15 protein-coding genes are annotated in these 17,500 nt (G+C 65.8%); 11 read left to right on the top strand and 4 right to left on the bottom strand.

What is annotated here, in order from left to right:
* Window positions 1–51 precede the first annotated feature (51 nt).
* On the bottom strand, window positions 52–852 hold the full coding sequence (gene rpsB / locus HNS34_RS06180) for a 30S ribosomal protein S2 (protein WP_172319135.1): 801 nt from the start codon (window positions 850–852) through the stop codon (window positions 52–54).
* Between the two features lie 300 nt (window positions 853–1,152).
* Here rpsB and HNS34_RS06175 point away from each other — a divergent pair, with 300 nt between their 5' ends.
* The 3 genes from HNS34_RS06175 to HNS34_RS06165 are packed head-to-tail and all read left to right on the top strand — an operon-like array spanning window position 1,153 to window position 3,815.
* The gene (locus HNS34_RS06175) at window positions 1,153–2,043 is read left to right on the top strand and encodes a PfkB family carbohydrate kinase (RefSeq protein WP_172319133.1); all 891 of its coding nucleotides are present in this window, start codon (window positions 1,153–1,155) and stop codon (window positions 2,041–2,043) included.
* Complete coding sequence (locus tag HNS34_RS06170; protein WP_172319131.1) at window positions 2,040–2,975, top strand: pseudouridine-5'-phosphate glycosidase; 936 nt, start codon at window positions 2,040–2,042, stop codon at window positions 2,973–2,975. Before HNS34_RS06175 ends, HNS34_RS06170 begins: the two co-directional genes overlap by 4 nt.
* 60 nt (window positions 2,976–3,035) lie before the next feature.
* Window positions 3,036–3,815, top strand: coding sequence for a DUF502 domain-containing protein (locus HNS34_RS06165; protein ID WP_172319129.1), 780 nt, complete (start codon window positions 3,036–3,038; stop codon window positions 3,813–3,815).
* A gap of 68 nt (window positions 3,816–3,883) precedes the next feature.
* Here HNS34_RS06165 and HNS34_RS06160 read toward each other — a convergent pair whose 3' ends face one another.
* The gene (locus HNS34_RS06160; RefSeq protein WP_172319127.1) at window positions 3,884–5,692 is read right to left on the bottom strand and encodes an extracellular solute-binding protein; all 1,809 of its coding nucleotides are present in this window, start codon (window positions 5,690–5,692) and stop codon (window positions 3,884–3,886) included.
* A gap of 224 nt (window positions 5,693–5,916) precedes the next feature.
* Between HNS34_RS06160 and HNS34_RS06155 the strand changes: the two genes are divergently transcribed.
* The 7 genes from HNS34_RS06155 to HNS34_RS06125 all read left to right on the top strand — a co-directional run bounded on the left by HNS34_RS06155 (window position 5,917) and on the right by HNS34_RS06125 (window position 12,385).
* Window positions 5,917–6,285, top strand: a complete 369-nt coding sequence (locus tag HNS34_RS06155) for a nuclear transport factor 2 family protein (RefSeq protein WP_172319125.1) — start codon at window positions 5,917–5,919, stop codon at window positions 6,283–6,285.
* 68 nt (window positions 6,286–6,353) lie between these two features.
* Window positions 6,354–7,139, top strand: coding sequence for a 3-hydroxybutyrate dehydrogenase (locus HNS34_RS06150; RefSeq protein WP_172319123.1), 786 nt, complete (start codon window positions 6,354–6,356; stop codon window positions 7,137–7,139).
* 175 nt (window positions 7,140–7,314) lie between these two features.
* Window positions 7,315–8,346: a patatin-like phospholipase family protein gene (locus tag HNS34_RS06145; RefSeq protein ID WP_172319121.1), complete on the top strand. Its 1,032-nt coding sequence runs from the start codon at window positions 7,315–7,317 to the stop codon at window positions 8,344–8,346.
* Window positions 8,347–8,478: 132 nt separating this feature from the next.
* Window positions 8,479–9,954 carry a class I adenylate-forming enzyme family protein gene (locus HNS34_RS06140; RefSeq protein WP_172319119.1) on the top strand — a complete coding sequence of 492 codons (1,476 nt, stop codon included), beginning with the start codon at window positions 8,479–8,481 and terminating at the stop codon, window positions 9,952–9,954.
* A complete protein-coding gene (locus HNS34_RS06135; RefSeq protein WP_172319117.1) occupies window positions 9,951–10,595 on the top strand; it encodes a DsbA family oxidoreductase in 645 nt (214 codons plus the stop codon). The genes HNS34_RS06140 and HNS34_RS06135 overlap by 4 nt, the downstream gene beginning before the upstream one ends.
* A 6-nt stretch (window positions 10,596–10,601) precedes the next feature.
* Window positions 10,602–11,150, top strand: a complete 549-nt coding sequence (locus HNS34_RS20975) for a methyltransferase family protein (RefSeq protein ID WP_172319115.1) — start codon at window positions 10,602–10,604, stop codon at window positions 11,148–11,150.
* Window positions 11,147–12,385 carry a multidrug effflux MFS transporter gene (locus HNS34_RS06125; RefSeq protein ID WP_172319113.1) on the top strand — a complete coding sequence of 413 codons (1,239 nt, stop codon included), beginning with the start codon at window positions 11,147–11,149 and terminating at the stop codon, window positions 12,383–12,385. The genes HNS34_RS20975 and HNS34_RS06125 overlap by 4 nt, the downstream gene beginning before the upstream one ends.
* Here the strand turns inward: HNS34_RS06125 and mfd are convergent.
* A complete protein-coding gene (gene mfd / locus HNS34_RS06120; RefSeq protein WP_172319111.1) occupies window positions 12,382–15,825 on the bottom strand; it encodes a transcription-repair coupling factor in 3,444 nt (1,147 codons plus the stop codon). The two genes, HNS34_RS06125 and mfd, sit on opposite strands and share 4 nt — an antisense overlap.
* 20 nt (window positions 15,826–15,845) lie before the next feature.
* Window positions 15,846–16,367 carry a component of SufBCD complex gene (locus HNS34_RS06115; protein WP_172319109.1) on the bottom strand — a complete coding sequence of 174 codons (522 nt, stop codon included), beginning with the start codon at window positions 16,365–16,367 and terminating at the stop codon, window positions 15,846–15,848.
* A gap of 131 nt (window positions 16,368–16,498) precedes the next feature.
* Between HNS34_RS06115 and hemB the strand changes: the two genes are divergently transcribed.
* Window positions 16,499–17,497: a porphobilinogen synthase gene (gene hemB / locus HNS34_RS06110; RefSeq protein ID WP_172319107.1), complete on the top strand. Its 999-nt coding sequence runs from the start codon at window positions 16,499–16,501 to the stop codon at window positions 17,495–17,497.
* Window positions 17,498–17,500: the final 3 nt, after the last annotated feature.

Here is a 17,500-nt window from a genome sequence, read left to right as displayed (position 1 = left end):
AGAACATTGCGGGACCAGCGGCAAAGCCGGTCCCGGGCTCAGGTGCGGTCTTCAGCTTTCGGCGGGCGTGTCCTCGGCGGGTGCGGCCTCTGCCGTCTCGCCGGACAGGACTTCCTCGACGCTGCTTTCCTCCAGCGCGCCCAGGTCGACGCCTGCGCCTTCCATCTGCGCGGTCATGCCGTCCAGCGCAGCACGCGCCACGAGGTCGCAATAGAGCGAGATCGCGCGGGCCGCGTCGTCATTGCCGGGGATGATGTAATCGACGCCATCGGGCGAGCAGTTGGTATCGACCACGGCGACGACCGGAATACCCAGCTTCTTGGCTTCCGCGATGGCCAGGTCTTCCTTCTTGACGTCGATGACGAAAAGCAGGTCGGGAACGCCGCCCATTTCGCGGATCCCGCCGAGCGAGGCCTGCAGCTTGGCCTGGTCACGCTCCATGCCCAGACGCTCTTTCTTGGTCAGGCCCTCGGTGCCCGATTCCATCGCCTCGTCGATCGACTTGAGGCGGGAGATCGAGGCCGACACGGTCTTCCAGTTGGTCAGCGTGCCGCCGAGCCAGCGGTGGTTCATGTAATATTGCGCGCAGCGTTCTGCGGCGTCGGCGACGGGCTTTTGCGCCTGCCGCTTGGTGCCGACGAAGAGGATGCGGCCGCCCTTTGCGGCGGTCTCGCGCACGACATTCAGCGCCGCGTCCAGCATCGGAACGGTCTGCGTCAGGTCGAGAATATGGATGCCGTTGCGCGCGCCATAGATGAACTCGCCCATGCGGGGGTTCCAACGCTGCGTCTGGTGGCCGAAGTGAACGCCAGCTTCGAGAAGCTGACGCATGGAGAATTCAGGAAGCGCCATGCTTGTTTTCCTTGTTTCCGGTTTATGCCTTGGTGAAGGATGAGGGCGGAAGCCCAACCGGTGGACCGCAAGGGATGTCTCCCCTCTTGGCCCGCCTTCACCTGTGAAGTGGGTGCGCTTTATGTCAGGCTGCGGGGAATGGCAAGCCCCCAGCCCTTTTTTCACGCGGTGTCGAATTGCTGCGCAATCCGACCGATGCGAGGGGGCCGGCTGCCCCCTCGCGCTCCCCCGCAGGTATTTTCGGCAAAATGAAAGCAAAAGGCGTGGACCTTGGTCACCGGGCTGGCTAGGGAAGGCCGCATGAGCACCACCCCCGATATCCTGTGCATCGGCTCGGTCCTGTGGGACATTATCGGGCGCTCGGATCACGCCATGCTGGCGGGCAATGACAAGCCGGGCCGCATCAGGCGCATTCCGGGGGGCGTGGCGCTGAATATCGCCATGCAGCTGCGTCATGAGGCGATGCACCCTGAGCTGTTGAGCGTGGTGGGCGACGATGCCGAGGGGCGCGCGCTGCTGGCGGCCTGTGTGGGCATGGGCCTTGGGGTGCGTCATATGCTGATTGACCGAGACCTGCCGACCGATCATTACATGGCGGTCGAGGCGCAGGGGCAGCTGATCGCCGCAATCGCCGATGCCCATTCGCTTGAGACGGCGGGCGCGCGCATCCTGGAACCGCTGGAAGATGGCAGGCTGGCCAGCCCTGGCGCCCCCTGGACCGGCCTCATCGCGCTGGATGGCAACCTGACCACCGCGCTGTTGGGTGAGATCGCGGAAAACCCCGTCTTCGCGCAGGCCGATCTGCGCATCGCCCCCGCCTCGCCCGGCAAGGCGGAACGGCTTTGCGTGTTCCTGGGCCACTCCCGTGCCACGCTCTATGTCAATTGCGAGGAGGCGGGGCTGATCTCGGGCCGGACCGTAACCAGCGCCGAGGCTGGGGCGGCGGCGATGCTGGAGGCGGGCGCCATGCGGGTTCTGGTCACCGACGGGGCGCGCGCGGCGGTCGATGCCAGCCCCGATCGCATCATCGGCAAGGCCCCGCCGCTGATCCAGCCCCGCCGCGTCACCGGCGCGGGCGATACCTTCATGGCGGCGCATATCGCGGCGGAAGCGCGCGGGCAGACGCCCGAGGCCGCGCTGGAGACCGCCTTGCAGACCGCCGCGACTTACGTTGCAGGAGACACAGAATGACGCCCGATTTCATCACGCTCTCGCCCGAGGTGGCGCAGGCGCAGTCCGAAAACGCCCCCGTGGTGGCGCTGGAAAGCACCATCATCACGCATGGCATGCCCTATCCGCAGAACCTGGAAACCGCGCAGACGGTGGAACGCGTGGTGCGGGACGCGGGCGCGGTCCCTGCCACGATTGCCGTGCTCAAGGGGCAGATCCATATCGGCCTGACCGCCTCGGAGCTTGAGGCGCTGGCGCAGGCCGGGGATGTCATGAAGCTCAGCCGCGCCGATTTCGCGGTCGCCATGGCGGCGGGCAAGACCGGGGCCACGACCGTCGCGGCGACCATGATCGCGGCGCATCTGGCGGGCATCCGGGTCTTTGCCACCGGCGGCATCGGCGGCGTCCACAAGGGGGCCGAGGACAGTTTCGACATCTCCGCCGACCTGATGGAACTGGCGCAAACCCCGGTGACGGTGGTCGCCGCCGGGGCCAAGGCGATCCTCGACATCCCCAAGACGCTGGAAGTGCTGGAAACCCAGGGCGTGCCCGTCATCGCCTACCGCCAGGACGGGTTTCCGGCCTTCTGGTCACGCGAAAGCGGGATCACCGCGCCCCTGCGCATGGACAGCGCCGAGGCCATTGCGCGGGCCCACCTTATGCGCGAGCGTATCGGCCTGCCCGGTGGCCAGCTTGTCGCCAACCCGATCCCAGTCGCCGCCGAGATCCCGGCCCGAGACCTCGCCCCGCTGATTGCCGATGCGCAGAACGAGGCGGCAGCGCGCGGCATCGCCGGCAAGGCGGTCACGCCCTTCCTGCTGCAACGCCTATTCGAGTTGACCGAAGGCCGTAGCCTCAGCGCCAATATCGCCCTTGTTCTGAACAATGCCCGGCTCGCCGCGGAGATCGCCCGCGCGATTTTGAACAGCCGGGGTGACGCTGCGTCCTTGTAAGGCGGGGGCCGCGCCCTTACTAAGTATAACGGACCTCCCCCTTGGACGCTTGAGCCCCGCATGGAACTGCCCAAACCCCCAGAGCCGCCCCGGCGCGGCTGGATTTCGTCGCTGCAGGCGAGTTTCCTGACCGGCCTCGTCGTGATCGTGCCGATTGCGCTGACCGCCTGGCTGATCTGGTCGCTCATCGGCTGGATCGATTCCTGGGTGCTGCCCTTCCTGCCCGAGGCCTATAACCCCGCGACCCTGATCAACCGCTATCTCGGCACCAATATCGACATCCGCGGAATCGGCCTGGTGATGATCCTGCTCTTCACCATCCTGGTGGGCTGGATCGCCAAGGGGCTGATCGGCCGGTCGCTCATTCGCACCTCCGAGTCGGTCGTCCTCTCGATCCCCGGTGTGCGCTCGCTCTATTCAGGGCTCAAGCAGATCACCGAAACGGTGCTGGCCCAAGGCAAGGGCTCGTTCGAGAAGGCCTGCCTGGTGGAATATCCGCGCAAGGGGATCTGGGCCATCGCCTTCATCTCGACCGACGCCAAGGGCGAGATCGCATCAAGCCATGACAAGGCGATGATCTCGGTCTTCCTGCCGACGACGCCGAACCCGACCTCGGGCTTTCTGCTGTTCCTGCCGCGCGAGGATGTACAGGTGCTGGAGATGAGCGTCGAGGATGCCGCCAAGCTGGTGATCTCGGCGGGGCTGGTCTATCCCAGCACCAAGCCGCCCAAGGAGGTGTCCGAGGAGGCGGTGCTGCTGGAGATCGACCCGCAATACCAGCCTGACCCGGATGAAGACATCGACGACAGGGCCGAGCGCCGCACGCGCGAAGATGCCTGACATCTGACAAGAAAACGCGCCGAAGGCCCCTGGCCCCGGCGCGCTTGATGGATCGACGTCAGATCGCCTTATTCCTCATACCACCAGACATCGGGCTGGAACCCCAGGAAATCGCCATAGATCGGCAAGGTCTCGGGGTAGCGCAGGGCCCGGTCATGCGCGATACGGCTGATCGGCGAATACCAGATCGGGATCACGTAGCGCCCCGAGGTCAGCACCCGGTCCAGCGCCCGCACGGCGGCGCGGTAATCCTCCTGGTCGGCCGAGGTCAGCATCTCGCCGATCATCGCGTCAATGGCCGGGTTGCAGGCCCGCATCAGGTTGCGGCTGCCTTCCGTATCGGCCATGTCACAGCCCCAGTAGAGGTATTGCTCATTACCGGGCGACAGCGATACGCCACGCTCGAAATAGGTCATGTCATAGTCGAACCGGTCGGTGCGTTCGCGGTATTGCGCGCTGTCCACGGTGGTGACATTGGGCGATATGCCAAGCCGGTCCAGCGCCTCAAGGTAGATGTTGATGATGGCCTGGATCTCGGCGCTGCCCTGTTGCAGCACGATATCGAAGCTGAAGGGCTGCCCGTCGCCATCGACCATGACGCCATCCTCGACGCTGTAGCCCGCCGCCTCCATCAGGCGCAGCGCCTCGCGGATGCCCGCCCGGTTTGCGGGGCGACCATCGGTGACCGGAAATGTATAGCCTTCCAGCGCGCCGGGCAGAAGATCGTCGGCGAAGGGCTCCAGCAATTCCGCCACACGGCCCTCGGCCGCGCCCTCATTCATCCCCAGGATGGAGTTGGAGAAATAGGAGGTGATGCGCGGCTCGGTTCCGCCGTTCTGGGTCTGGTTGATATATTCGAAATTGAAGGCCTGGATCATCGCCTCGCGCACGCGCCAGTCCTGAAACTGGGGGCTGCGCGTGTTCATGGCAAAGCCGAACATGCCGGTGGGGCGTTCATGGGGGATCTCCGAGAACACGACCTCGCCCGATTGGGCGCGGGGGAAATCATAGTTGTTTTCCCAATTCGCGGCATTGGTCTCGCGGATGGTGTTGATCTCGCCCGCGATGAAGGCCTCGAACATGGCGGTGCCGTCGCCGAAGAACTCCAGCCGGACCTCGTCGATCACGTTGGTGCCGCGCCGGAACCCCAGATCGGCGCCCCAGTAATCGGGGTTGCGCGTCAGCGAGACATAGCGCCCCGCTTCGAAATCGGTCACGACATACGGGGCCGAGCCGATCGGCACCACGTCCAGCCCGCTTTCGGTGAACGCGTTCTCCTCCCATTGGGCACGTTGCAGGATCGGGCGCATGCCCATGATCAGCGCCAATTCGCGGTCGGGTTCGTTGAAGGTCAGGCGGATACCGCGTTCGCCCACCGGCTCGATGCTGGCCACCTTGGACCAGGCATTGAGGTAGCGCGGGTGGCCAACGGTCCCAAGCGTCTCGTAGCTCCAGATCACATCCTCGACCGTGACCGGGCTGCCATCGGAAAACCGCGCCTCGGGGCGCAGGTGAAACTCGACCCAGAGGCCATCGGGATCGGCCTCGACCGATTCGGCGAGCAGCCCATAAAGCGTGAACGGTTCGTCATAGGACCGGCCCATGAGCGATTCGTAGGCAAGGAATCGCAGCTGCCACGGCACCCGGCCCTGCCGGATATGCGGGTTCAGACTGTCGAAACTGCCGACCTCGCCGGTGACGATCCGCCCGCCCGTGGGGGCGTCGGGATTGGCATAGGGCAGATGCGTGAAACCCGGCGGCAGCGCAGGCTCGCCATACATCGCGATCCCGTGCATGGGCTCGCTCTGCGCGGCCCCGGCCAGGCACACCCAGACCCCCAGAATCTTCGCTGCCCGCGTGAAACAATCTTTCAGCATTTGTGGACAATCTCCCCTGCCCTTTGTTTGATTACCCCCGACGCTACCCGCCCCCGTCCCGGCTTTCAAACTTTTCGGTTGGACTCTGGGCAAGCTATTGCTTATAAAGGGATCACTGCTCGATAGGTTTCTTGCCTGTATGAAACCTGCCTCAATAACTTAACGCCAGCCTTGTGCTGGCGTTTTTTTTGGCAAGTGGTCCCGAGCATGGAGGGAGAGCGGCCATGACCCCCGACGCGCTGATCGCAACATATGGGGCCGCGTGGCTGGAAGAGGACGAGCAGGCGCGCCTTGGCCTTCTGGAACGCTGTTGGGCCGCGGATGGCGTCTATGAGGATCCCTCGGTCCAGGCCGAGGGGCGCGCGGCGCTCAGCAGCCATATCGCGTCTGTCCACGCCACCTATCCGGGTGCGCGAATCGAGGTGACCAGCGGCGTGCAGGGCTACGGCCAGAACCTGCGATTCGATTGGCACATGCGCGCCGCCGACGGATCGGTCGCAATCCACGGTGTCGATTTCGGCCAGATCGGCCCGGATGGCCGCCTGACCCGGATCACAGGCTTTTTCGGCGACGTGCCCAAGCCCACCGGTTAGACCGCCTCTCGCATCTCGCAAACTCCGCGGATAGGATGCGCCAAGATCAGCATTTCGGAGCAGACCCCATGGCCATCACCACCTCGCTTTCCGGCAAGACCGCCGTCATTACCGGTTCCAACTCAGGCATCGGCCTCGGCATCGCGCGCGAACTGGCGCGGGCGGGCGCGGATGTGGTGCTGAACTCCTTCACCGACCGCGAGGAGGATCACGCCCTGGCCCGCGACATTGCCAAGGAATTCGACGTTACCGCACGCTACATCAAGGCCGACATGTCGAAAGCAGACGAGTGCCGCGACCTGATCGCGCAAGCCGGAGCCTGCGATATCCTGATCAACAACGCAGGCATCCAGCATGTCGCCGCGATCCCCGAATTTCCGACCGAGAAATGGGACGCGATCATCGCCATCAATCTCAGCTCGGCCTTCCATACCACTGCCGCAGCGCTGCCGCTGATGCGCAAGGCCGGTTGGGGCCGGGTGATCAACATCGCCTCGGCCCATGGCCTGACCGCCAGCCCCTACAAATCCGCCTATATCGCCGCCAAGCACGGCATCGTGGGCCTTTCCAAGACCACCGCGCTGGAAACCGCGGAGGAGCCCATCACCTGCAACGCAATCTGCCCCGGCTATGTGCTGACGCCGCTGGTCGAGGCGCAGATCCCCGACACGATGAAGGAATACGACATGGGCAGGGATGAGGTGATCAGAAACGTGATGCTGACCCGCCAGCCATCCAAGGAATTCGCCACCGTCGAACAGATGGGCGGCACCGCCGTCTTCCTGTGCTCGGACGCGGCCGCCCAGATCACCGGCACCACGATCAGCGTCGATGGCGGCTGGACCGCGCTGTAGCCCACTTGCGTTAACCTTACCCCATCCCGGTTAAGGTTAACGCGCGCCCTTCACCTTGACGCCCCCCCGCCCGCTTCTTTGTTCCGCAAATATCCCCGCCCATTGCCCGACAGGCGGCGTCATGCCGCTGAAAGGGGAGGCATCCCGCCCTCCCCCCCCTCGCACAAGGCCCGCCATGACCCGCCAACAGATCAACCTGGCCCTGCAAGGCGGCGGCGCGCATGGCGCCTTCACCTGGGGCGTGCTGGACCGGCTGCTGCGCGAGCCGTCAATCGAGATCGCGGGCATTTCCGGCACCTCCGCCGGTGCGCTCAACGGGGCCGCGCTCAAGGCGGGCCTTGCCGAGGGCAGCCGAGACCTCGCGCGCGAGAACCTGGAATGGCTCTGGCAACAGATGGGCGCGATCACCGACCTGCGCTTCGCGGGCTGGCTCGATGCCGCCTCGCCCTCGGCGATCAGCCAGATCATCGAGGCCTCGCTCCCCTTCGCGATGTCGGACGCGCTCAGCCGCGTGGTCAGCCCCTACGCCTACGGGCCCTTCTACCAGAACCCGCTGGAACCCGTCGTGCGCCGGTTTCACTATGACGAGGTCTGCGGTGAGGCCGGCCCCGTCTTCCACATCTGCGCCACCAATGTGCGCACCGGCAAGATCCGGGTCTTTTCGGGCCACGAGATCACCAGCGACGCGATCCTGGCCTCGGCCTGCCTGCCGACGCTCTTCCAGGCGGTCGAGATCACCGATCCGGTGACGGGGATGGAGGAGGCCTATTGGGATGGCGGCTATACCGGCAACCCGGCGCTCTTCCCGCTTTTCGCCCCCGACCTGCCCGCCGATATCGTGATCGTCAATATCAACCCGCTCTACCGCGAGGATGTGCCGAAGACCGCCCGCGCGATCCAGAACCGGATCAACGAGATCGGCTTCAACACCTCGCTCCTGCGGGAATTGCGCGCGATCTCCTTCGTCCAGCGCCTGCTGGCCGATGGCGCGCTTTCGCCCGGCACGATGAAGAATATCCATGTCCACATGATCGCCGATGACGACCTGATGGCGCAGCTCTCCGTTGCCACCAAGACCGTGCCGGTGCCCCAGGTTCTCTACAAGCTGCGCGATGCGGGCGAACGCGCCTGCGACCGGTTTCTTGAGCGCCACGGCGAGAATATCGGGACGCGAGGCAGCGCCGATCTGGCGGCGATGTTCGGTTAGGGTCCTGCCCGTCAGGTGCCGGTTTTCGCGGTCTGGGCCGAAAGGGACGAGCCAGGGAAAACCGACCCCACGCTACCCGGAAACGATCCCGCACCCTTGCCATGGGTCAGCGTCTTGCTTACGCCCGCTGCCATGACCTGCCCCGCCCCCTTCAACCTTGCCGCCCATGTGCTGGCGTCGGCGGCGACCCATCCCGACAAGGTGGCGCTGGCGGTACTGTCGCCTGCCCGCGCCGACCGTTGGAGCTATGCGCGGCTCGAAGACACCGTGCGCCGGATGGCGGCGGGGCTGCTGGCCGAGGGGCTTGTCCCCGGTGACCGCGTGCTTCTGCGCCTCGGCAACCGGCCTGCTTTTCCCGTCGCCTACCTTGCCTGCATCGCGGTCGGGCTGATCCCCGTCCCGACCTCCGCCGCGCTGACCGTGCCCGAGATCACCTCCCTCGCAAAGCTGGTCCAGCCCCACCTGATCCTGGCCGAAGACGGCATCGCCCTGCCCGCCCCACTGCCCTGCCCGGTCGTGACCGATCTGGACCGCCTCACGGCGCATGAGCCCGCCGATTATGCCTTGGGCGATCCCGACCGGCTGGCCTATATCCTCTTCACCTCCGGCACCTCCGGCGGGCAGCGGGCCGTCGCCCATGCCCATCGCGCGATCTGGGCGCGGCGGGCGATGTATGACGGCTGGTATGGCTTGCGTGGGACCGACCGCGTGCTGCATGCGGGCGCCTTCAACTGGTCCTTCACGCTCGGCACCGGCTTGCTCGATCCCTGGTCCGTGGGGGCCACCGCCCTGATCCCTGCGCCCGATACCGCGCCCGAGGCGCTGCCGCTTCTCCTCAAACGCCATGACGCGACCATCTTCGCCGCCGTACCCGGCATCTACCGCAAGCTGTTGCGCACCCCCCTGCCCGCCATGCCGAAACTCCGCCACGGCCTTTCGGCGGGCGAGAAACTGCCCGAACCCATCCGCGCGCAGTGGCGCAAGGCCACCGGGACCGAGATTCACGAGGCGCTTGGCATGACCGAATGTTCCACCTTCATCTCGGGCTGTCCCGACCGGCCCGCGCCGCCCGACACGCTCGGCTTTGCGCAGCCGGGGCGCAGGATTGCCATTCTGGACGAGGCGAACACCCCGGTCGAGGACGGCAGCATCGGCACGCTGGCCATCCACCGCGATGAACCCGGCCTGATGCTCGGCTACCTCGACGGCGACACGGTCGACCTGCCCCTGTCTGGCGCGCATTTCCTCACCGGGGACCGGGTCGCGCATGTAGGTGACGGTGCCATCGCCTATCATGGCCGCGTCGATGACGTGATCACCGCGGGCGGCTACCGCATCGCCCCGCAGGAGATCGAGGCCGCCTTCCAGGGCGCAGCGGGGCTGACCGAGGTTGCGGCCCTCTCCTACCCGCTCGGCGACACAAACGTCATCGCGCTGGCCTATACCGGGGAGCCGCAGCCCGACCGCGCGTTGGCCGACCTCGCGGCGCGGTCATTGGCTGGCTACAAGCGGCCGCGCCTCTATATCTATCTCGACGCCATGCCGCGCGGCGCCAATGGCAAGCTGGACCGACGGGCATTGGCCCGCAAACTGAAAGACCGCTCATGATCAAGCTCGACATCATCTCGGATCCGATCTGCCCCTGGTGCTTCATCGGCAAGGCCAATCTCGACCGGGCGCTGGAGGCGGCGGGCGATCACCCCTTCACCGTCGAATGGCATCCGTTCCAGCTCAACCCCGACATGCCGCGCGAGGGGATGGACCGGCGCGCCTATCTGGAGGCGAAGTTTGGCGGCAAGGAGGGCGCGGTCAGGGCCTATGCACCGGTGGTCGAAGCGGCGGAGAAAGCAGGGCTCAAGATCAATTTCGAGGGCATCGCGCGCACGCCCAACACGCTGGACGCGCATCGCCTGATCCATTGGGCGGGACTGGAAGGGCGGCAGACGCCGATGGTGGCCGCCCTCTTCAAGGCATATTTTCAGGAGGGGCGCGATATCGGTGACGCCACTGTGCTGGCCGACATCGCCGAAGCGCTGGAGATGGACCGCGCCATGACCCTGCGCCTGCTGGCGGGCGATGCTGATACCGACGACATCCGCGCCCGCGACGCCCATGCCCGCGAACGCGGGGTCACCGGCGTGCCCTGTTTCATTGTCGCGAACCAGCACGCCCTGCCCGGCGCGCAACCGCCCGAGCTATGGGCGCAGGTGATCCGTGAGATCCGCGAGCAGCTTGCGGACAAGGGATAGGGCGCGGTGGCGCTCCTCCTCGGGCTCGGCGCAAGCGCGCTCTGGCTGGTGATCCTCCGGCTGTCGGACCGTGCGCCGGGACGGGGGCCGTGGCCGCCGCGACGGGGCAACCTCTTCACCGCGATATGGGCCTGGGGGCTCACGACCTGCCTCTACCTGGGGCTGGTGCAGACCTGGGGGCAACCCCCTGTCCTGCCGGGGCTTTTGCGCAACGGCATCGGCCTGCCGCTGGCCATCGCGGGCTCTGTGCTGCACACATGGGCCACGGCCACCCTCGGGCTGAAAGGCACCAGCGGGTGGGATGTGGGGGTGACGACAGGCGGCCCCTACGCGCTGTGCCGGCATCCGCAATACCTTGGCCAGATCGCCTCGCTGGCCGGGATCGCGCTCTGGATCGGATCGACCCAGTCGCTGGTCCTCGGCCTTGCCGCTTCGGGCGTGCTGCTATACGGCTCGGCCGTGGAGGACCGCGCCCTTGCAGACCGACATCGCGCGGCCTTTGCCGCCTACCGCGCCAGAACCCCGTTCCTAGTGCCCGCCGTGAGCCGCCCATGACCGACACCGCCCTGCCCCTGCCGCCGCGCCGTCTGCACCGGGTGGAGTTCGTGGCGCTGATGGCCATGCTCATCGCCTCCATCGCGTTCTCCATCGACGCGATGCTGCCCGCCCTGCCCGAGATCGCCGAGGAGCTCAGCCCCGACGACATCAACCGCGCGCAGCTGATCCTGACGATCTTCGTGCTTGGCATGGGCGTCGGCACCTTCGTCACCGGGCCCATTTCGGACGCGATCGGGCGCAAGCCGGTGATCTTGATCGGGGCCGCGCTCTATTGCACCGCCTCGGTCGCGGCATGGTTGGCGGGGTCGCTGGAATTGCTGCTGCTCGCGCGCTTCGTGCAAGGCCTGGGGGCCGCAGGGCCGCGCATCGTCGCCCTGGCGATCATCCGCGACCTCTATGCGGGGCGCGACATGGCGCGGCTGATGTCCTTCATCATGCTGGTCTTCACCATCGTGCCGGCCATCGCCCCCACGATCGGCGCGGGCATCATCGCGCTTGTGGGCTGGCGCGGCATGTTCGGGGCCTTCATCGCCTTTTCGCTGGTCTCGGCCGCGTGGCTGACGATCCGCCAGCCCGAAACCCTGCCCCCCGAGGCGCGCAAGCCGATGCGCGTGGGCGTGTTGTGGCGCGCGGTGAAGGAGGTGCTGTCCCTGCCCATGGTGCGCCTGTCGATCCTGGTGCAGACGCTGGCGCAGGGGATGCTCTTTGCCGTGCTCAGTTCGACCCAACAGGTCTATGACCTGACCTATGACCAGGGCGCGCAGTTTCATTTCTGGTTCATGGGCACGGCCTTCCTGGCGGCGACCGCCAGTATCCTGAACGCGGTGCTGGTGATGCGGTTGGGGATGCGCCTTTTGATCACCTTCGCGCTTGGCGGGCAGATCGTGCTGAGCAGCCTCATGATCCTCTTCGAGATCACCGGCCCCTGGGGCTATGGCGCGGGGCTAACGGCGTGGTTCCTGTGGTCCACTTCCGTGTTCTTCATGGTCGGGCTGACACTTGGCAACCTCAACGCGCTGGCGATGGAACCGTTAGGCCATATCGCCGGGCTTGCCGCCTCCATCGTCGCCTCGCTGGCCACCGTGGGGGCCGTGATCATCGCCATTCCCATCGGGCTGGCCTTTGACGGCACGCCCTTGCCGCTCTCGCTCGGGGTGCTGGCCTGCTCGGTTATGGGCTTTGCCCTGACCCGGTCGATGGCCCGGCTCGAGCGTGTCAGGGCTACCCCCTAGCCCTTCTTGCCCACCACCTTCTCGGCCAGGTCACGGGCGATGGCGAAGGCGCCCTTGATCTTGTCGGCCTCGTTCTTCCAGTCGCGCCGCACCACGATCTTGTTGTCGCGCACCTTGGCCAGGCCCTTCTGATCCTGGACGAATTCCACCAGACCGGCGGGGTTGGCGAATTTATCGTTGTGAAACTGGATCGTCGCGCCCCGCGGGCCACCGTCGAGCTTGGCAATCCCCGCCCGCTTGCACATCGCCTTGATGCGCACGACCAGAAGCAGCGTGTTGACCTCGCGCGGCAGCTTGCCGAAACGGTCGATCAGTTCGGCGGCAAAGCCCTCAAGCTCCACCTTGGTGGTCAACTGGCTGAGGCGGCGGTAGAGGCCGAGGCGCACGTCCAGATCGGGCACGTAATCCTCGGGGATCAGCACCGGCACGCCCAGGTTGATCTGCGGCGCCCAGGTGCCGTCATCATCCGTGAGCCCCTCCATATCGCCCGAGCGGATCTTGGCAATCGCCTCCTCCAGCATTGACTGGTAGAGCTCGAAGCCGACCTCGCGGACATGGCCCGATTGTTCCTCGCCCACGATATTGCCCGCGCCGCGAATATCGAGATCCTGGGACGCGATGGTAAAGCCCGCGCCAAGGCTGTCGAGGCTGCCCAACACGCGCAGGCGCTTCTCGGCCGCAGGGGTCAGCTTGCGGCGCGGCTTCGTGGTCAGATAGGCATAAGCCCTTGTTTTGGAACGCCCAACCCGGCCCCTGATCTGGTAGAGCTGCGCCAGCCCATACATGTCGGCGCGGTGGATCACCATCGTGTTGGCGGTCGGAATGTCGATGCCGCTCTCGATGATCGTGGTGGCCAGCAGCACGTCATACTTGCCGTCATAAAAGGCGTTCATGCGGTCATCCAGCTCGCCCGCTGCCATTTGCCCATGCGCCACGACAAAGGTGACTTCCGGCACCTGGTCGCGCAGGAAGGCTTCGATTTCGGGCAGATCCTCAATCCGGGGGACGACATAGAACGACTGCCCGCCGCGATAATGCTCGCGCAGCAGCGCCTCGCGGATGGTGACAGCGTCGAATTCGCTGACATAGGAGCGGATGGCGAGGCGGTCGACCGGCGGCGTGCCAATGAGGCTCAGGTCGCGCACGCCCGACAGCGACATCTGCAAGGTGCGCGGAATGGGCGTGGCGGAGAGGGTCAGCACATGCACATCGCTGCGCATCTCCTTCAGGCGTTCCTTATGCGTGACGCCAAAGCGCTGTTCCTCGTCGATGATCAGCAGCCCGAGATTGGCAAAGCGGATGTTCTTGGCCAGAAGCGCATGGGTGCCGATGCAGATATCGACGCTGCCGTCAGTCAGCCCCTTGCGCGTGTCGCTGGCCTGTTTTGCCGGAACAAAGCGCGATAACTGCCTGACATTGATCGGAAATCCCCGGAACCGTTCGCGGAATGTCTGCGCGTGCTGGCGTGCCAGAAGCGTCGTCGGCGCGATGATCGCGACCTGCTGACCGGCGGCGGCGGCGACAAATGCCGCGCGCATCGCGACCTCGGTTTTTCCAAAGCCCACATCGCCCACGATCAGCCGGTCCATGGGGCGGCCGCGCGCCAGATCGTCCATCACATCGGCGATGGCGGTAAGCTGATCCTCGGTTTCCTCGTAAGGAAAACGCGCGGCGAAGGCGTCCCACATGTCGCCGGGCGGCTCGATCACCGGCGCGTGGCGCAATTCGCGTTCGGCGGCGATGCGGATAAGCTTGTCGGCGATCTGGCGGATACGTTCCTTGAGCTTCGCCTTCTTGGCCTGCCAGGCACCGCCGCCGAGCCGGTCCAGCAGTCCCTCCTCATGGCCATAACGGCTGAGAAGTTCAATGTTTTCAACAGGAAGGAACAGGCGGTCGCCACCGGCATATTCCAGCGCGATACATTCATGCGGCGCGCCCATGGCGGTCACAGTTTCCAGCCCCATATAGCGCCCGACACCGTGATCGACATGCACGATGAGGTCGCCGGGGCTGAGGCTCTGCGCCTCCGTCAGGTAATTCTCGGCCCGCTTGGTGCGGCGTTTCGGGCGGATCAGGCGGTCGCCCAACACGTCCTGTTCCGAGATGACGCAAAGCCCGCCGCCGGTAAAGCCCTGCTCCAGCGGCCAGACCACCAGATGCACGCCACCGGGGGAGAAATTGACAGAGATGTCAGGAATTTTTGACAGGTTTGTCAGGTTCTGGTCTTCCAGCAGCCCCTCAAGCCGCTCCCGCGCGCCTTCGGACCAGGACGCGATGATCACGGCCCGCGATTGCGCCTGATCTCGGATGTGATCTGCCAATGCGTCAAAGAGGCTGACATTTTCCTGTTGCCGCTCGGGCGCGAAGCTGCGCCCGATGCGCCCGCCCGCATCCACGACGCCGGGACCGCTGGCCTGCGGCAGAGGCGAGAACTGCACCACGCGGTGGCCCGCCACGGCCCCCTCCCACGCGGCATCGTCAAGGTAAAGCAGGCCCGGCGGGCACGGCTTGTAGACGCTGTCCAGCCGTCCTTTTTGCGTGAGCGCGGTCTTGCGCGTGTCGTATTGATCCTCGATCGCCTCCCACCGCGCCAGCCGCTGCGGCGTGGTCTGATCGTCCTGCGTGATGGTGGCGTCCGGCAGGTAGTCGAAGAGTGTTTCCAGCCGCGCGTGAAAGAAGGGCAGCCAGTGTTCAATCCCGGCATGTTTGCGGCCCGCGCTGACCGCCTCGTAAAGCGGATCGTCGGTGCCGCCCGCGCCGAACTCCACCCGGTAATTCTGCCGGAAGCGGGCGATGGCGGCGTCATCGAGGATGACCTCGGAGACCGGGGCAAGCTCGATCCGGGTCAGCTTTTCGGTGGTGCGCTGCGTGGCGGGATCGAAGCGGCGCGCGCCGTCCAGCAGGTCGCCGAAGAGGTCGAGGCGCACCGGGCTCTCCTCGCCCGGCGGCCAGACGTCGATGATACCGCCGCGAATGGCGTAATCACCGGGCTCCATCACCGTGGGCGATTGGCTGTACCCCATGCGCACGAGAAATCCGCGCAGGGCGTCCTCGTCGATGCGTTTCCCGACCTCGGCCAGGAAGGACGAGCCGCGCAGCAGGTCCTGGGGCGGGATATATTGCGTCGCGGCATTGAGCGTGGTCAGCAGGATGAAGGGGCCGGAGAGACCGGCGGCCAGCGCGGCCAGCGTCGCCATCCGGGCGGCAGAAATATCGGCATTGGGCGAAACCCGGTCATAGGGCAGGCAATCCCATCCGGGAAATTGCAGCACCGGCACGGACGGATCGAACAGGCGCAGGGCGGTCGCCATCGCGGCCAGCCGCTTGTCATCGCGCGCGATGTGGATGACGGGGGTGCCGCGCGCCAGTTCCGCCAGCACGCGGGTGGCGTCAAAGCCTTCGGGCACGCCGCCCATCAGGATATGAGTATCCTTTTCCATCAATACCCTATCGCGCGACGTTAAAGTCCCAACGCCCCATAATTCAGGTTCGTCCACATGCCCCAGAAGGCGGTGATGAAGATCGACACGACACCGATTCCCTGCACCATCATGCGGTGATTGCGCAGGCGGCGGGGCAGATCCTCGAACCCTGTGTCCCGCAAGGAGCGCGCGGTGTGGATGGTCAGGATCGCCACCAGCGTCATCGGCAGCGCCAGCAGGAAGACGGCCTGCGCGAACTCCACCCGGTAGCCCCATCCAAGCACACCAAGCGCGGTCAGCACGAAGGCGGCGAAGCCCGCGACCCAAGGGCCGGAAACCTCGATGATGGTCAGGATGCGGGCCACGTTGACCTCGGCCAGCACCCGCATGTCATGCAACGAGCGTTCATGCCCGCGCCGCGCGCGTGTCACCATGTCGAAAGGCACGCCGACGACCCAATGGCTGGCGGTGGACCAGAGTGCGGCCAGCGCGATCCAGTACCACAGGTTGGAAAACGACCTGAGGTCGATCACTTCGGTTGCGAGTTCGAGAAAGTCCAAGGCGGCGTTGCCCCTGATGCCTGCAAATTCCGGCGCACATTAGTCGCGCCTTTCAGGGGTTTCCAGCCCTTGAGAAAGTGGGCGTGGTATGCAACCAGAATTGCAACAGTTTGCCCCGCGAAAGGCTGCCCATGCCCGTCAACCAGGCCCCCTTCCCCGCCACGCGTCTCCGGCGCCTGCGCAAATCCCCCGCGATGCGCGACCTGGTGCGGGAAACCCACCTGTCGGTGTCGGACCTGATCTGGCCGGTCTTCGTGCGGCAGGGCAAGGGCGAGGTGGAGCCCGTCGCCTCGATGCCCGGCGTCAATCGCTATTCGGTCGACAAGCTGGTCGAGGCGGCCCGCGAGGCGCAATCGCTCGGTATTCCCGCGATCTGCATCTTTCCCTATACCGGCCAGGAGGACCGGACCGAGAGCTGCGAGCTTGCCTGGGATCCGGACAATATCGCCAACCGCGCGATTGCCGCGGTCAAGGAGGCGGTGCCCGAGCTTGCGGTGATGACGGATATCGCGCTCGACCCCTATAACGCCAACGGCCATGACGGGATCGTGCGCGACGGGATCATCGTCAATGACGAAACGGTCGAGGCGCTGGTCAGGATGGCCTTGGCACAGGCGGCGGCGGGCGCGGATATTCTGGGACCATCGGACATGATGGACGGGCGTATCGGCGCGATGCGGGCCGCGCTGGAGGCGGAAGGGCATCACGATGTCGCGATCCTGAGCTATGCCGCAAAATTCGCCAGCGCCTTTTACGGGCCGTTCCGCGATGCGGTCGGGGCCTCGGCGGCGCTGAAGGGCGACAAGAAGACCTACCAGATCGACCCCGGCAACCGAAACGAGGCGCTACGCTGTGTCGAGCGTGACCTGTCGGAAGGCGCGGATATGGTCATGGTCAAGCCCGGGCTGCCCTATCTGGACATTGCCCGCGCCGTGAAGGACCGCTTCGGCGCGCCGACTTATGCCTACCAGGTCTCGGGCGAATACGCGATGATCGAGGCCGCCGCCCAGAATGGCTGGATCGACGGCGACCAGGCGATGCTGGAAAGCCTGACGGCGTTCCGCCGGGCGGGCTGCGACGGGGTGCTGACCTATTTCGCCCCCCGCATGGCGCAGATCCTGAACGGGTGAGGC

The sequence above is a fragment of the Alterinioella nitratireducens genome, from assembly GCF_013155465.1.
Lineage (GTDB): Bacteria > Pseudomonadota > Alphaproteobacteria > Rhodobacterales > Rhodobacteraceae > Alterinioella > Alterinioella nitratireducens.
Note: the sequence above shows the minus strand (reverse complement) of the source record. Positions and strands in the feature narration are given on the sequence as shown.

Bases quoted from the DNA above. Each gene is read 5' to 3' on its own strand.
- rpsB (WP_172319135.1), bottom strand. From the start codon at position 852: ATGGCGCTTCCTGAATTCTCCATGCGTCAGCTTCTCGAAGCTGGCGTT.
- HNS34_RS06175 (WP_172319133.1), top strand. From the start codon at position 1,153: ATGAGCACCACCCCCGATATCCTGTGCATCGGCTCGGTCCTGTGGGAC.
- HNS34_RS06170 (WP_172319131.1), top strand. From the start codon at position 2,040: ATGACGCCCGATTTCATCACGCTCTCGCCCGAGGTGGCGCAGGCGCAG.
- HNS34_RS06165 (WP_172319129.1), top strand. From the start codon at position 3,036: ATGGAACTGCCCAAACCCCCAGAGCCGCCCCGGCGCGGCTGGATTTCG.
- HNS34_RS06160 (WP_172319127.1), bottom strand. From the start codon at position 5,692: ATGCTGAAAGATTGTTTCACGCGGGCAGCGAAGATTCTGGGGGTCTGG.
- HNS34_RS06155 (WP_172319125.1), top strand. From the start codon at position 5,917: ATGACCCCCGACGCGCTGATCGCAACATATGGGGCCGCGTGGCTGGAA.
- HNS34_RS06150 (WP_172319123.1), top strand. From the start codon at position 6,354: ATGGCCATCACCACCTCGCTTTCCGGCAAGACCGCCGTCATTACCGGT.
- HNS34_RS06145 (WP_172319121.1), top strand. From the start codon at position 7,315: ATGACCCGCCAACAGATCAACCTGGCCCTGCAAGGCGGCGGCGCGCAT.
- HNS34_RS06140 (WP_172319119.1), top strand. From the start codon at position 8,479: ATGACCTGCCCCGCCCCCTTCAACCTTGCCGCCCATGTGCTGGCGTCG.
- HNS34_RS06135 (WP_172319117.1), top strand. From the start codon at position 9,951: ATGATCAAGCTCGACATCATCTCGGATCCGATCTGCCCCTGGTGCTTC.
- HNS34_RS06125 (WP_172319113.1), top strand. From the start codon at position 11,147: ATGACCGACACCGCCCTGCCCCTGCCGCCGCGCCGTCTGCACCGGGTG.
- mfd (WP_172319111.1), bottom strand. From the start codon at position 15,825: ATGGAAAAGGATACTCATATCCTGATGGGCGGCGTGCCCGAAGGCTTT.
- hemB (WP_172319107.1), top strand. From the start codon at position 16,499: ATGCCCGTCAACCAGGCCCCCTTCCCCGCCACGCGTCTCCGGCGCCTG.